The sequence below is a fragment of the Micromonospora sp. NPDC005215 genome (assembly GCF_040607915.1).
Taxonomy (GTDB): Bacteria; Actinomycetota; Actinomycetes; order Mycobacteriales; family Micromonosporaceae; genus Micromonospora.
The window spans coordinates 17,644-31,253 of sequence record NZ_JBEXHQ010000027.1 but is presented as its reverse complement, the minus strand read 5'-3'; the positions used below and the strand labels follow the sequence as shown (position 1 = coordinate 31,253).

At 69.6% G+C, this 13,610-nt stretch carries 15 protein-coding genes; 13 read left to right on the top strand and 2 right to left on the bottom strand.

Annotated features, from left to right (window positions below):
- Positions 1–91: 91 nt before the first annotated feature.
- Positions 92–277 carry a DUF397 domain-containing protein gene (locus ABZU25_RS20555; protein WP_355030950.1) on the bottom strand — a complete coding sequence of 62 codons (186 nt, stop codon included), beginning with the start codon at positions 275–277 and terminating at the stop codon, positions 92–94.
- On the bottom strand, positions 274–1,041 hold the full coding sequence (locus ABZU25_RS20550; protein ID WP_355030949.1) for a DUF5753 domain-containing protein: 768 nt from the start codon (positions 1,039–1,041) through the stop codon (positions 274–276). The genes ABZU25_RS20555 and ABZU25_RS20550 overlap by 4 nt, the downstream gene beginning before the upstream one ends.
- 348 nt (positions 1,042–1,389) lie before the next feature.
- Here ABZU25_RS20550 and ABZU25_RS20545 point away from each other — a divergent pair, with 348 nt between their 5' ends.
- From ABZU25_RS20545 to ABZU25_RS20485, 13 genes are all read left to right on the top strand, one after another.
- Positions 1,390–1,671: a hypothetical protein gene (locus tag ABZU25_RS20545; RefSeq protein WP_355031024.1), complete on the top strand. Its 282-nt coding sequence runs from the start codon at positions 1,390–1,392 to the stop codon at positions 1,669–1,671.
- Positions 1,668–1,937: a hypothetical protein gene (locus ABZU25_RS20540; RefSeq protein WP_355030948.1), complete on the top strand. Its 270-nt coding sequence runs from the start codon at positions 1,668–1,670 to the stop codon at positions 1,935–1,937. The genes ABZU25_RS20545 and ABZU25_RS20540 overlap by 4 nt, the downstream gene beginning before the upstream one ends.
- A 142-nt stretch (positions 1,938–2,079) precedes the next feature.
- Positions 2,080–2,844, top strand: a complete 765-nt coding sequence (locus ABZU25_RS20535; RefSeq protein WP_355030947.1) for an ABC transporter ATP-binding protein — start codon at positions 2,080–2,082, stop codon at positions 2,842–2,844.
- Positions 2,841–4,532, top strand: coding sequence for an ABC transporter permease (locus tag ABZU25_RS20530; RefSeq protein WP_355031023.1), 1,692 nt, complete (start codon positions 2,841–2,843; stop codon positions 4,530–4,532). The genes ABZU25_RS20535 and ABZU25_RS20530 overlap by 4 nt, the downstream gene beginning before the upstream one ends.
- Before the next feature lie 69 nt (positions 4,533–4,601).
- Positions 4,602–5,234: a flavin reductase family protein gene (locus tag ABZU25_RS20525; protein WP_355031022.1), complete on the top strand. Its 633-nt coding sequence runs from the start codon at positions 4,602–4,604 to the stop codon at positions 5,232–5,234.
- A gap of 174 nt (positions 5,235–5,408) precedes the next feature.
- Positions 5,409–5,774: a DUF485 domain-containing protein gene (locus tag ABZU25_RS20520; RefSeq protein WP_355030946.1), complete on the top strand. Its 366-nt coding sequence runs from the start codon at positions 5,409–5,411 to the stop codon at positions 5,772–5,774.
- On the top strand, positions 5,752–7,443 hold the full coding sequence (locus ABZU25_RS20515) for a cation acetate symporter (protein WP_355030945.1): 1,692 nt from the start codon (positions 5,752–5,754) through the stop codon (positions 7,441–7,443). The genes ABZU25_RS20520 and ABZU25_RS20515 overlap by 23 nt, the downstream gene beginning before the upstream one ends.
- 91 nt (positions 7,444–7,534) lie before the next feature.
- Positions 7,535–8,512 carry an NAD-dependent epimerase/dehydratase family protein gene (locus tag ABZU25_RS20510; RefSeq protein WP_355030944.1) on the top strand — a complete coding sequence of 326 codons (978 nt, stop codon included), beginning with the start codon at positions 7,535–7,537 and terminating at the stop codon, positions 8,510–8,512.
- A gap of 75 nt (positions 8,513–8,587) precedes the next feature.
- Positions 8,588–9,814, top strand: a complete 1,227-nt coding sequence (locus tag ABZU25_RS20505) for an LCP family protein (RefSeq protein ID WP_355030943.1) — start codon at positions 8,588–8,590, stop codon at positions 9,812–9,814.
- A 314-nt stretch (positions 9,815–10,128) separates the two neighbouring features.
- On the top strand, positions 10,129–11,247 hold the full coding sequence (locus ABZU25_RS20500; RefSeq protein WP_355030942.1) for an LCP family protein: 1,119 nt from the start codon (positions 10,129–10,131) through the stop codon (positions 11,245–11,247).
- A gap of 183 nt (positions 11,248–11,430) precedes the next feature.
- Entirely contained in the window at positions 11,431–12,393 is a 963-nt protein-coding gene (locus tag ABZU25_RS20495; protein ID WP_355030941.1) for an LCP family protein, read from the top strand.
- A 58-nt stretch (positions 12,394–12,451) separates the two neighbouring features.
- Positions 12,452–12,787 (top strand): rhodanese-like domain-containing protein, encoded by a 336-nt coding sequence (locus ABZU25_RS20490; RefSeq protein ID WP_355030940.1) that lies wholly within the window; start codon positions 12,452–12,454, stop codon positions 12,785–12,787.
- Positions 12,788–12,797: 10 nt separating this feature from the next.
- A complete protein-coding gene (locus tag ABZU25_RS20485; RefSeq protein WP_355030939.1) occupies positions 12,798–13,586 on the top strand; it encodes a glycerophosphodiester phosphodiesterase family protein in 789 nt (262 codons plus the stop codon).
- Positions 13,587–13,610 lie beyond the last annotated feature (24 nt).

The window sequence follows — 13,610 nt, the reverse complement described above, 5'->3', positions numbered from 1 at the left end:
TGCTCGCCGTCGGAGCCGGCAAGGCACCCCACCGGGGGCTGACCCGTCGAAAGGCCTCCGACCAGCGCCGGAAGCCGTCGAGGTCGGTAGGTTAGCCGGCGTTCCGGGCCATCGACACGAACCCACGCCACGCGGCGGCGCTGAACGTCAGCACCCCGCCGTCACGATCCTTCGTGTCCCGAACGAGGACCACACCCGGGAAATTATCGGCGACCTCGACGCAGTTACCGCCGTTGCTGCCGCTGCGGGTGCTCTTTCGCCACTGCGCGCCGGTCATGTCCATGATGCTGCCGCTTTCCTGACGAGGTCGAGTGATAGCGCCCGAGGTAGGGCGTCGCCAACTATGCGCGCCCACCTGCGGCCCAGGGTAGCAATTTCCGCCGCGTCTTCGATGATCTGCGCCCTGACCTGTCCGTCCACATGTGTCACCTGTGCACCGTCAGGCATCTCGGCCATAGTGAATGGGCCACCCATTCCGAGGTACATGGGTGTGTCTAGTGGCACCACGTGCACCTGAACATGCGGGAGCAGCCCGTACGTCGCGATTTGCTCGCACTGCTCGCGCATGATCCCGCCGTCGCCCCTGACCTGGCGGCGCAGCACCGCCTCGTCCAGCACCGCGATGACCAACGGCGGGCGCGAGCGGTGCAGGATCGTCTGCCGCGACACCCGCGCCGCCACGCGTTCGTCGATCTCCTCGGCGGTCAGCGACTCCATTGACAGCGTCGCTCGCGCGTACGCCTCGGTCTGCAACAGGCCCGGGACCCACGCGAGTTCGAACCACCGCAACGCGACCGCCTCACGCTCGATGTCGACCCACGGCCGGAACCACGCGGGTTCGCGTCGCTTGAGGACGTCCGGCCATAGATCTTCCACGCTCCGGCTGAGGAGTTCTGCGACCTGGGCGCGTTGTCTCGGCCTCGGTGTGCGCCCTGGGCTCACCCACCTCTGAGCGGTCTTCGGATCAACCCCGACCTGCGCAGCGAGGCTTTCGGCGGTCTCACCGACCTCGGTCATCGCCGCCATCAAGACTCGGTTCACCGTGCCTCCATTAAGGACGTCCCGGATGTCCCGCAAGCATACGCTCACGGCGTGTGAGCGTCCCATCGCAGAACGGCAGGGTGTCGGGTGAGCGGTACCGCTGGTGGAGGCGCAGCCCGGCGGCGGTGCTGGCCCGGGGTCGCCCCGCAGGCGTGCGCTCAAGGGGCGGCCCCTCCCAACCCACTGGAGGGGGAGACACATGTCTGACCACCGGCCCGCACCGAACCCGGCACCGCCGCCCGCGCCGGTCCCGCGCCCGGCGGGAACCATCGGCCCCGTCCCGCCGCGTCCCGGCTTGCGCGCGAACCGCGTGCCTGAGTGCCGGTGGGTGCCGCGGTGACGGTGAAGATGACAGCCGGCGACGTAGTCCGCCTGACCATCGACGCGAGTGTGCAATTTCTGCGCCCGATCTCTGTTCGTATCATTCGCGAGCTGCCGGAGCGGATCACGTACGACGGATGGGTGTGGATAGAAGGTTATGAGCTGAACGCGGCGGGAGACGCCCGAACACGCCGCGAGTTGTACGTACGGCGCGAAGGGGTTCAGCTGGTGAAGTCGGACCCGCCCGCCACGCCGACGAGGCCGACCACCGGTCGCCCCGTGCGTCGTACCCCGTCGCGCGTCGGATGAGCGCCCGACCGCACCACCCCGGGCATCCGCACTGGCGCTGCACGACCTGCGGCGCTCACTGGCCGTGCTCGCCCGCGCGACTGTCGCTGCTGTGGCGGTGGGAACGCGACTTCGACGGTTTGGCGATGCTGCTGTCACAGCATGCCGTTGCGGCGCTGACGGACGCGTTCAGGCTGGGCTTGGATCCGCAGCCCGCGGCGTACGCCGAACGGTTCCTCGGATGGGTACTCGACCGCGCCCGGAAAGACGTCGAGAAGAACGGCTGAAAACCTCGGTGCGTCCTGGCTCATCCAACCGGCGTCCGCACCACCCGACGACGCGATTTGCGGCAACGTACGCCTACAAAATGATCGCGAATCCGCCCGTCGCCGGAGGGCACAACTGGCGGTCGACGGATAACGTCAGCTCATGACTGGTGACCATCCCGCGCTCGCGCTGCGTGCCCTGGCGAAGCGATTCGACGGCACGGTCGCGGTGGCCGGCGTCGACCTGGACGTCCCCGCCGGCTCCTTCTACGGCCTGCTCGGCCCGAACGGCGCCGGCAAGACCACCACCCTGTCGATGGCGGTCGGGTTGTTGCGGCCGGACGCGGGATCGGCGTGGGTGCTCGGGCACGACGTCTGGCAGGACCCGGTGACCGCCAAACGGCTGCTCGGCGTGATGCCCGACGGGGTCCGCCTCTTCGACCGGCTCACCGGGGCGGAGCTGCTGGCGTACAACGGGTTGTTGCGGGGGATGGACCCGGCGGTTGTCGACCAGCGGGCCGCGGAGCTGCTGGACGTGCTGGCGCTCGGTGACGCCGGTCGGACGCTCGTGGTGGACTACTCGGCGGGCATGAAGAAGAAGATCGGCCTGGCCTGCGCGCTGCTGCACGGCCCTCGGGTGCTGGTGCTGGACGAGCCGTTCGAGGCGGTCGACCCGGTCTCCGCCGCGCTGATCCGGGACATTCTCACCCGCTACGCGGCCGGCGGCGGCACGGTGATCTTCTCCAGTCACGTGATGGAGGTCGTCGAGCGGCTCTGCTCGCACGTGGCGATTCTCGCCCAGGGCGTCATCAAGCGGGTCGGGACGCTCGACGAGGTCCGTGGCGATCGCTCGTTGGAGCAGATCTTCGTCGAGGTGGTCGGCGGCCGGACCGCGACCGGCGAGGAGCTGTCGTGGCTCTCCCAGTGAGCGTGGAGGCCACCCCCGCCGCGCCCGTACGCACGGTCTCCGCTCACCACTTCGCCCGGCTCAAGCTGCGGGTGATGGGCAACAACTTCCGGGGCCAGGGCTGGCGGATCGCCCTGTTCATCGGCGGCGCGCTGCTCGGGCTCTGGTTCGCCGCCAGCGGCTTCTTCCTCTTCGCCGCCCCCGGCCTGGCCGGCGACGGCCAGTACGCGGTGCTGGTCGCGGCGGCGGGAGGCGGGCTGCTGGTGCTCGGTTGGCTGCTGCTGCCACTTGTCTTCTTCGGTGTGGACGAAACCCTGGACCCGGCCCGGTTCGCGCTGCTGCCGCTGCCCCGCCGCACGTTGGTGACCGGCCTGTTCGTGGCGGCCCTGATCAGCGTGCCGGTGCTGGCGGTGCTCATCGCGTCGTTGGGGCTGGTGCTCACCGCCTGGTCGTTGGGCGGTTGGTCGGCCGGCTTGGTCGCGGTCGTGGGTGTGCTCGCCGGGCTGCTGCTCTGCGTGGCCGCGAGCCGGGCGATGACCAGCGCCTTCGCCACCATGTTGCGGTCCCGCCGGGTACGCGACCTGGCGGCCGTGCTGCTGGCGGTGACCGCCGCGCTGATCGGCCCGTTGCAGGTCTTCGGTCTCGCCGCGCTGCGGGAGGCGGACTGGGCCCGGTTGGCCGGCGCGGCGACCGTGATCGGTTGGACGCCGTTCGGCGCGCCGTGGACCGCCGGCATCGACGTGGCCCAGGGACGGGTCTGGGCCGCGCCGGTCAAGTTGCTGATCACGGTGGTGGCGCTCGTGGCCCTGCTGGCCTGGTGGTCCCGGTCGTTGGAGTCGGCGATGGTGGGTGCGGCGAGCGCCGGTAAGGCCCCGGTGCGGCGCGGCGTTGCCGGTGGCGCGGTCGCCCAACTGTTCCCCCGGGCCACCGGCTGGGCGCGCCGGGACCGGTTCGGTGCCCTGGTCGCCCGGGAGGCCCGTTACTGGTGGCGGGACGCTCGCCGCCGGGCCAACCTGATCACGATCGCGGTGGTCGGCATCTTCGTACCCGTGTTCATCAACGTGACGGGCGGGGACTTCGCGGTCGAGGACGGCGCGGGGTTCACCGCGGCTGCCAGCGACAGCTCACCGGTCGTGGTCACCATCTCCATGGTTCTCGTGGGCGTACTCGCCGCGGCCACCCTGGCCAACCAGTTCGGCTTCGACGGCAGCGCGTACGCCGCGAACGTGGTGGCCGGGGTGCCCGGTCGGGTGGAGTTGCGGGCGCGGATGACGGCCTTCTCGCTGTACGTGCTGCCGATGCTGGCGTTCGTATCGGTGGTGCTGTCGGTGCTGCTCAGTCGACCGGGTTGGATCGGGCTCACCTTCGGCAGCCTGGCCGCCACCTATGGTGTCGGGCTGGCGGTGAACAGCCTGGTCTCCGTGCTCGGGGCCTACTCGCTGCCGGAGACGAGCAACCCGTTCGCGATGAACAGCGGTGCGGGCCTCACGAAGGGGCTGCTCACCCTGCTGACCATGGTCGCCTCGGCGGTCGCCGCAGTGCCGATGGTGGTTGCCGCCGCGCTGCTCGGCGACGTGTGGCTCTGGCTGGCCCTGCCGCTCGGCGCGGCGTACGGGGTGGGCGCCGCGCTGCTGGGCGCGTACCTGGCCGGCGACGTGCTGGACCGGCGGCAGCCGGAACTGCTTGCCACTGTCACCCCGCGCCGCTGACCGGCGCGGCGCGCGGCGAAGACCGTCGTGTTCCCACGAGCGATATGACTGTGAGGAATATTTATACCTCTGAGTCATACCCCGCGATCGGGACTTGCCCGCCGACGCGGCCCGACGGAGGTGGCTGGCGAGCGCTTCCTTGGTTGGGCGCGGGGCCGGGGCGGCACAATGTTTCACGTGAATCATGAACCGGGTGCCGAGATCCATCACACCGACCCGTTCGCGGTGCCGAGCGGGCAACGGTCGCCGGTACGCCGACTGCGCGGCCGGCTCGCCGCACCGGTGACGCTCTGGACGGCGCCCGGCCCGGCCGGGCTGACGGTGTCGTCCACGCTGGTCGCCGAGGGGGAACCGGACCGGCTGCTCGGCCTGATCGACCCGGAGTCCGACCTGTGGGCGGCGGCGGACGAGGCGGGCCGGTTCGCGGTAACGCCGCTCGGCCCGCCGCACCGGCAGCTCGCGGACCGGTTCGCCGGCCTCTTCCCCGCTCCGGGCGGGCTCTTCGCCACCGGCGAGTGGATCGACACGCCGCACGGGCCGGTGCCGGGGGACGCTGGCGGCTGGGCCGGATGTCGACTGGACAACGCCCGGGAGTACGGCTGGGGCCTGCTGGTGGAGGCCACCATCGAGACTGTCGAGCTAACCGGCGAGGCGTCTCCGCTGCTGCACTACCGCGGTCGGTACCACGAGCTGCCGGCCTGATCGGGCGGCTCGACGGACTGACCGGTCACCGGGGTGATCTGAGTCACTTGGCGCAAGCAACCAACCGCTCGGCGCACTCGCCTACCGGCGTCGATCTCAGCCTTCCCTGTCGGGGAGCGCGCTCTTTACGGTGCGCGAAACTCCCCTGACGCCTGTGAAGGTGGTGATCCACAGATGTCCACGGACACACCCGCTCCGGCCGCTTCCCAGTCGGACAAGTACCTGGCCGTACAACGGTCGGACGAGTTCGCCGGGCTGCGGCGTGCGCTGCGCGGCTTCGTCTTCCCGATGACCGTCGCGTTCTTCCTGTGGTATGCGCTCTACGTCATTCTCTCCGCGTACGCCCGGGACTTCATGGGCACGAAGCTGTTCGGCAGCAACATCAACGTCGCACTGGTCTTCGGCCTGCTCCAGTTCGTCTCCACGTTCCTGATCGCCTGGCTCTACTCCCGGTACGCGGACCGGAAGATCGACCCCATCGCCGACCGGATCCGCGAAGAGATCGGGGAGGTGACCCGTGAAGACGGTCCACGCGGTTGAGACGGTCCTCGCGGCCGAGGCGGGCAACCACACAGCCCGCAACCTGACCATCACGCTGTTCCTGGTCTTCGTGGCGGTGACCCTGGCCATCACGATCTGGGCCAGCCGGCAGACCAAGACGGCAACCGACTTCTACGCCGGTGGCCGGTCCTTCTCCGGTTTCCAGAACGGCATGGCGATCGGCGGCGACTACATGTCGGCCGCGTCGTTCCTCGGCATCGCCGGCATCATCGCGCTCTACGGCTACGACGGCTTCCTCTACTCGATCGGCTTCCTGGTCGCCTGGCTGGTGGCCCTGCTGCTGGTCGCGGAGCTGCTGCGTAACTCGGGCCGGTACACGATGGCCGACGTGCTGGCGTTCCGGATGCGTCAGCGTCCGGTGCGTACGGCGGCGGCGGTCTCCACCATCACGGTGTCGATCTTCTACCTGCTCGCCCAGATGGTGGGTGCCGGCGCGCTTGTCGCGCTGCTGCTCGGCATCAAGCCGGGGACGGAGTTCCTCGGCATGGACGCGGCCACCGCGAAGGTGGCCACCATCGTCATGGTCGGCGCGCTGATGATCATCTACGTCACCGTGGGCGGCATGAAGGGCACCACCTACGTCCAGATCGTCAAGGCGTTCCTGCTGATGACCGGCGCGCTGCTGATGACCATCCTGGTGCTGGCGAAGTTCAACTTCAACCTGTCGGCACTCCTGGGCCAGGCGGCCGAGGCGTCCGGCAAGGGCAGCGCGTTCCTCGAACCCGGACTGCGGTACGGCGTCGAGGTCGCCGGCAACTCGACGCAGACCTTCTACAACAAGGTGGATCTGCTGTCCCTGGGCATCGCCCTGGTGCTCGGCACCGCCGGTCTGCCGCACATCCTGATCCGCTTCTACACGGTGCCGACCGCGAAGGCGGCCCGCAAGAGCGTGCTCTGGGCGATCGGCATCATCGGCACCTTCTACCTGCTCACGCTGGCCCTCGGTTTCGGTGCGGCGGCGCTGGTCGGCAGCAAGGCGATCACCGAACAGGACAAGGCGGGCAACACGGCGGCACCCCAGTTGGCCGAGGCGTTGGGTCTCGACTTCTTCGGCGGTGACCTGGGTGGGGCAGCCCTGCTCGCGATCATCGCGGCGGTCGCCTTCGCCACCATCCTGGCGGTGGTGGCCGGGTTGACCCTGGCCTCCTCGTCCAGCCTCGCGCACGACTTCTACGCCAACGTCATGAAGAAGGGGGAGGCGTCGGAGCGCCAGGAGGTACGGGTCGCCCGGATCTCCGCCCTGGTGATCGGCGCGATCTCCATCCTGTTGTCGATCTACGCGCAGAACCTCAACGTGGCGTTCCTGGTGGCGTTGGCCTTCGCGGTCGCCGCCTCGGGCAACCTGCCGGCGATCCTCTACAGCCTCTTCTGGCGGCGGTTCAACACCTCCGGCGCGGTGTGGGCGATCTACGGCGGTCTGCTCTCGGCCGTACTGCTTGTGTTCTTCTCGCCCGTGGTCTCCGGCGCGGCGACCTCGATGTTCCCGGATCACGACTGGCAGTGGTTCCCGCTGTCCAACCCGGGCATCCTCTCCATCCCGTTCGGTTTCCTGTGCGGGTGGATCGGCACTGTCGTCTCCAAGGAGCACGACGAGGACAAGTACGCGGAGTTGGAGGTGCGTGCCCTCACCGGGCATGGCGCCCACTGATCGCCGCAGCTCGCAGGGACGGGCCCTCGGTCAACGCCACGCGTCGACCGGGGGCCCGTCCCGGCAATCCAGGGTCGGTAGGCTGACCAGCATGAAGGTTGCTGAGCGCTTCGGTTCCGGTCATCGCGTTCTCGTCACCGGCGGCGCTGGTTTCGTCCCATCGCACCTGGTGGATGTCCTGATCGCCCGTGGGTGCACGGTGGTGGCGCTGGACAACTTCGTGACCGGCTCCAAGGAGAACGTCGCCCACCTGCTGGACCAGCCCACCTTCACGCTCGTCGAAGCGGACATCTCCGAGGGTCTGCCGACCCATCACCCGGCGCTGGCCGAACGGTTCGACGCGATCCTGCACATGGCCTCGCCGGCCAGCCCCACCGACTTCGCCCAACTGCCGGTGGAGATCCTCCGGGTCGGTTCGGTGGGCACCCTGCACCTGCTGGAGCGCGCGACCGCCGACGGCGCCCGGTTCCTGATGGCCTCCACCTCCGAGGCGTACGGGGATCCGAAGGAGCACCCGCAGCGCGAGACCTACTGGGGCAACGTCAACCCGATCGGGGTCCGCAGCGTCTACGACGAGGCGAAGCGCTTCTCCGAGGCCGCGACGATGGCGTACCACCGCTACCGCGGGCTCGACGCGGCCATCGTCCGGATCTTCAACACGTACGGCCCGCGGATGCGCCCGGACGACGGCCGCGCCATCCCCACCTTCATCTCCCAGGCGCTGCGCGGCGAGCCGATCACCGTGCACGGCACCGGTAACCAGACCCGGTCCATCTGCTTCGTCGAGGACCTGGTGCGGGGCATCCTGCTGCTGCTCGACTCGACCGAAACCGGCCCGGTCAACTGCGGCACCGAGCACGAGCTGTCGATGCGGCAACTCGCCGAGTTGATCGTGTCACTCTCCGACAGCACCTCGTCGGTGACCTATGTCACTCGCAGCTCGGACGACCCGGAGATGCGCCGGCCCGATCTCACGCTCGCCCGCGAACTGCTCGGCTACGAGCCGACGGTGACGCCCGAAGATGGCCTGCGACGCACCATCGCGTACTTCCGGGCGCGGCTGGGATAACCAGTTCGTCGGCACCGGCGTTCTCTGAGTGTCGGCTGAAGGCGGCGGTGGCTCCCGCTACGTACCCTGAGTGACATGTCTGCGACCTCGTCTGCCGGCGTCCCGCATCCGCACCTGCACCGCAGCGCCGGGCGCGCGTCGGTCCCCGGCCCCGATCGGGGCGCCTCCGGGCGCGCCCGTCCGACCGAGGCACGCTTCTACCCGCCGTACGACGAGGAGCAGCCCAGGCCCGGCGGTCCGGTGGGGCCACGGGGGCCCGGCGGACCGGGTGGCCTCGGCGGGGCGGGGCGGCGTGGGCCGCGCCCCCGTTGGGGTCGGATCGCCCTCGTGTCGGGGGTCACGGTGCTGGTGCTGGCGCTGCTCGGCGGCGTCGGCGCCTGGTTGTACGCCCGCAACCTCGACGGCGACCTGGCCCGCACCGACCCGTTCGCGGAGATCACCGGTGGCCGGCCGGCAAAGACGGTGGATGGCGCGCTGAACATCCTGCTGGTCGGCAGCGACTCGCGGGACCCGGACGCGCCGGTCGACAGCAAGAGCCAGTGGCGTGCCGACACGATCATCGTGATGCACATCCCGGCCGACCACCAGGAGGCGTACCTGGTCTCCATCCCGCGTGACCTCTACGTGCCGATTCCGGAGAGCGCCGGTGCGGACTGCGGCTCCGGACAGCGGTCGAAGATCAATGCCGCGTTCGCGTTCGGCGGTCTGCCGCTGGCGGTTCGCACAGTGGAGTGCTTCACCGACGTTCGGATCGATCACGTGATGGCGATCGACTTCGGCGGTTTCAAGGAGGTCACCGACGCCCTCGACGGGGTGGACCTGAAGGTGGAGCGGACCGTCACCTCGATCCACAAGCCGTACCGGACGTTCACCAAGGGCACCAACCACATGGACGGCGCGGAGGCGCTGGACTGGATCCGGCAGCGCAAGCAGTTCCCGGACGGGGACTTCGCCCGGATGCGGCACCAGCAGGAGTTCCTCCGGGCGCTGATGGACAAGGCGGCGAGCACCGGCACGCTGGCAAACCCGGGGAAGCTCAACAACTTCCTCAAGTCGGTGACCGCGGCCGTAACCGTCGACCAGGATTTCTCGGTTACCGACATGGCGCTGCAGTTCCGCAACCTGCGCGGCCAGAACCTCACCTTTGTGACAAGCCCGAACTCGGGCAGCGACACCATCAACGGCGAGTCGGTGGTGGTCTCGGACCGGGAGAAGGCACTCGCCATGTACCAGGCCATGACGGCGGACACCATGGCGGACTGGGTCAAGGCCAACCCGCCGAAGGGCAAGGACGGCGGCTGACCGCACGGGTCGGCCCGGTGGTACGCCGCGGCGACGGTCGGTCATCGAGGTGTGACGATCGACCTGATTCGTGTAAATCGGCGTCGAGATTGACCCACGATGAACTCGCCAAGTCGATTTGATGTACGTACAGTGGTGCCGCCCCCTCCTGATCACGAGCTGGAGCACGCATGCCGGTTCAGGCCAGTCGCCGCCCTCCTTCCCCCGGGTCCGCCGCCCCCAGCGGCCGTGTCGCCGCGGCCATACCCGCGCAGGCGCACCCCTCGCGTGGTGGGCCTGGCGGTCGCCCGCCCGGCGGCGGTGACGGCGGCCGGGTGGGTGGCGGAGGGCCGGCGAAGAAGCGGACCAAGCGCAAGGACCCGCTGTGGGCCCGGCTGACAGTGGTGTTCGGGGCGGTGCTGATGCTCAGCAGCGGAGTGGGCATCGTCGGCGGCAAGGTGCTGATCGGCCAGGCGACCGGGGACATCGCGCAACGGAACCTGCTGGGGGACGCGAGCAAGTCCGACGCCGAGGGCGGGGCCAGTCTGGACGGCCCGATCGACATGCTGCTGCTCGGCGTTGACGCTCGGGAGCGCTGGGCCGCCGACGACGTGCGCTCGGACAGCATCATCATCCTGCACATCCCGGCCACGCACGACCAGGCGTACCTGATCTCCATTCCCCGCGACACCGAGGTGCAGATCCCGGCTCGTCCGAAGAACGGTTGGTCCGGCGGCAGCGCGAAGATCAATGCAGCCTTCGAGGTGGGCGCCCGCAACGGCGGCGGCTGGGAGGGCGGCGCACAGTTGATGGCCGAGACGATCAAGGGACTTACCGGGGTCAGCTTCGACGGCGCGGCGATCATCAACTTCGGCGGCTTCAAGAACGTCATCGACACCCTCGGCACCGTGCGGATCTGCGTGAGTCACGAGGTCAAGTCGAAGCACATGTCGTTCGTCGACGGCAAGCCGATGTGGAACGCCGACGCCAAGAAGACCGGCAAGAAGATGACCCCGGTGGTGCACAAGAAGGGCTGCCAGCAGATGGAGGGCTGGGCGGCGCTCGACTACTCGCGGCAGCGCTACGGGTTGCCCGGTGGCGACTACGACCGGCAGCAGAACCAGCAGCAGCTGATCAAGGCGATGGCCAAGAAGGCCACCGATGGCGGGATGCTCACCAACCCGACCAAGCTCCAGCAGCTGATCAAGGCGGCCGGCAAGGCGTTCGTGCTGGACACCGGCGGCGCGTCTATCGAGAACTTCATCTTCACCATGCGCGGGGTGACAGCGAACGAGCTGACCATGCTCAAGACCAACAACGGCACCTTCAACGGCACCAGCAACGGCACCGAGGCGCTGAACGACGAGACGAAGGACATGTTCCGGGCGGTCAAGCAGGACAAGCTCGCCGAGTTCGTCTTCACCCACCCCGAGGTGATCTCCACCCGCAAGTGAGGGACGGTGGCCGGAAGTCCCGGAAAGCCGGCGACCATCCCGTCACCGCCCGTAGCCTGACATGAGCAGGTTTCATGTATCGGCTGCGGGGAGGCGGTCACGGCCAGGTGGAGACGGAACGCGGCGGGCCGGGCCGGAGCGGCCCCGCCCACCCGAGCACGTCGCGCCCGAGGCTCGCGGATCATGCTCGGCATCGGCCTGACCCTCGTCGTGCTGGCCGGACTGGCCGTGGTCGGGCTCAAGACGCTGAGCAACCGGTACGACCGCACGGTGACCAAGGAACAGCTGCTCGCCCCCGACGCCCGCACCGACCGCACCGACCTGGACGGGCCGCTCAACTATCTCCTGGTCGGCTCCGACCGCCGCCCCGGCGACAGCGGACCGGACCAACGCTCCGACACCATCCTCATCGTGCACGTGCCGGCCGGCCAGCGGGAGGCCTACCTGGTCTCCGTGCCGCGTGACCTGCTTGTCGCCATCCCGCCCGCGAACGGCTTCGGTGGCGGTCAAGACAAGATCAATGCGGCGTACGAGCACGGCGGTGGCGGACCGGCCGGAGCCCAACTGCTCTCCGCCACCCTCAACCGACTCACCGGCATCCGGTTCGACGGTGCCGCGCTCATCGACTTCTCCGGCTTCCGGAAGGTCATCGACCTGCTCGGCGGGGTGCAGATGTGCGTGGACACCGAGGTCCGCTCCATCCACACCAACCGGGTCTTCCCCGTCGGCTGCCGACAGATGGACGGAGCGCAGGCCCTGGACTACGTCCGGCAGCGCTACGACCTGCCCGGCGGCGACTACGACCGGCAGCACCACCAGCAGCAACTGCTCCGGGCGATGCTGGACAGCGCGGGTAGGGCCGACCTGCGGAGCAACCCGGTCAAGTTGGATCAGGTGCTCCGGGCGGTGGGCGGCTCGTTGACCGTCGACACCAACGGCGTACCCCTGGAGGACCTGCTCCTCGCGCTACGCGCGCTGCCGCCCGACGGGATGCGCGGCGTCCAGTTGCCGTCGTCCCCACAGATCATCGACGAGGTGTCGTACGTGGTGCTGGACAACGGGGGCAACGGGCTGTTCGAGGCGGTTCGCGGTCGACAGATGCCGTCCTGGGCGCAGGCCAACCCGCGCTGGGTGTCCCGGTTGTGACGGTGTCGACGGCCAGGTCGGTGCCGAACCGGTCGACGAGGATCTAGTGTTGCTTCCTGTGTTCGGACCCCAGGTTCCCACCGTGCCCGTGACCGAGATCGCCGACGAGACCTACCTGCTGGATGTGCGGGAGGCCGACGAATGGGCGGCCGGCCATGCTCCCAACGCCCACCACCTGCCGATGATGGAGCTGCCGGCTCGGCTCGCGGAGGTGCCCACCGACCGGGAGGTGGCGGTCGTCTGCCGCTCCGGGGGGCGTTCCGCCCAGGTCGTCGCCTACCTGGTCAACAACGGCTGGGAGCAGGTGCGTAACGCCGACGGCGGGATGCGCCAGTGGGCTGCGGTCGGCCGCCCGGTGGTCGACGCGAACGGGCAGCCCGGCCAGGTCATCTGAGGCGGCCGGGATGGGTGGCCCACTGGTCTTCGCGCACCGCGGCGCCTCGTACGACCTTCCCGAGCACACCCTCGCCGCGTACCTGCGGGCACTCGACGAGGGTGCCGACGGCCTGGAGTGCGACGTCCGGCTGACCCGGGACGGGCACCTGGTCTGCGTGCACGACCGACGACTCGACCGCACCAGCAACGGTCGCGGTCTGGTCAGCGCGCGGACCCTCGCGGAGCTGGAAGCGCTGGACTTCGGCTCGTGGCATCCGGGCAGCGCGCCGAGCGAGGACGTACCGCCGGACGATTCGCACACCCGGCTGCTGACCCTGACCCGACTGCTGGACGCGGTGCTCGCCGCCGGCCGGCCGGTCCGGTTGCTGGTGGAGACGAAGCACCCGTCGCGCTACGGCTCGAACGTGGAACGGCGACTGGTCAGCCTGCTGCGTCGGTACGGGCTGGCCGAGCCGGCACCGGACGACCCGGTGCAGGTCACCGTCATGTCGTTCTCCCCGCTGGCGGTCCGCCGGGTGCACGAACTCGCCCCGACGCTGCCCACGGTGCTGCTGCTGGAGGTGTTGCCGCGCTGGCCGCGGCTGGGTCGGCTGCCGTTCGGCACCCGTATCGCGGGGCCGGGCATCGGCCTGGTCCGGGCACGTCCGCAGCTGCTGCCCGCACTTCGCACGGCCGGCAACCAGGTCTACGTCTGGACGGTCAACGAGCCGACCGACCTTGAGCTGGTGCTGGCGGCCGGGGCGGACGGGATCATCACCGACCGGCCCGGGTACGCCCTCGCCCGGCTGGACCGCTGACCGCGCAGGGGTGCCAAATCCGGG

Bases quoted from the DNA above. Each gene is read 5' to 3' on its own strand.
- ABZU25_RS20555 (WP_355030950.1), bottom strand. From the start codon at position 277: ATGACCGGCGCGCAGTGGCGAAAGAGCACCCGCAGCGGCAGCAACGGC.
- ABZU25_RS20545 (WP_355031024.1), top strand. From the start codon at position 1,390: ATGACAGCCGGCGACGTAGTCCGCCTGACCATCGACGCGAGTGTGCAA.
- ABZU25_RS20540 (WP_355030948.1), top strand. From the start codon at position 1,668: ATGAGCGCCCGACCGCACCACCCCGGGCATCCGCACTGGCGCTGCACG.
- ABZU25_RS20535 (WP_355030947.1), top strand. From the start codon at position 2,080: ATGACTGGTGACCATCCCGCGCTCGCGCTGCGTGCCCTGGCGAAGCGA.
- ABZU25_RS20520 (WP_355030946.1), top strand. From the start codon at position 5,409: ATGTCCACGGACACACCCGCTCCGGCCGCTTCCCAGTCGGACAAGTAC.
- ABZU25_RS20510 (WP_355030944.1), top strand. From the start codon at position 7,535: ATGAAGGTTGCTGAGCGCTTCGGTTCCGGTCATCGCGTTCTCGTCACC.
- ABZU25_RS20505 (WP_355030943.1), top strand. From the start codon at position 8,588: ATGTCTGCGACCTCGTCTGCCGGCGTCCCGCATCCGCACCTGCACCGC.
- ABZU25_RS20495 (WP_355030941.1), top strand. From the start codon at position 11,431: ATGCTCGGCATCGGCCTGACCCTCGTCGTGCTGGCCGGACTGGCCGTG.
- ABZU25_RS20485 (WP_355030939.1), top strand. From the start codon at position 12,798: ATGGGTGGCCCACTGGTCTTCGCGCACCGCGGCGCCTCGTACGACCTT.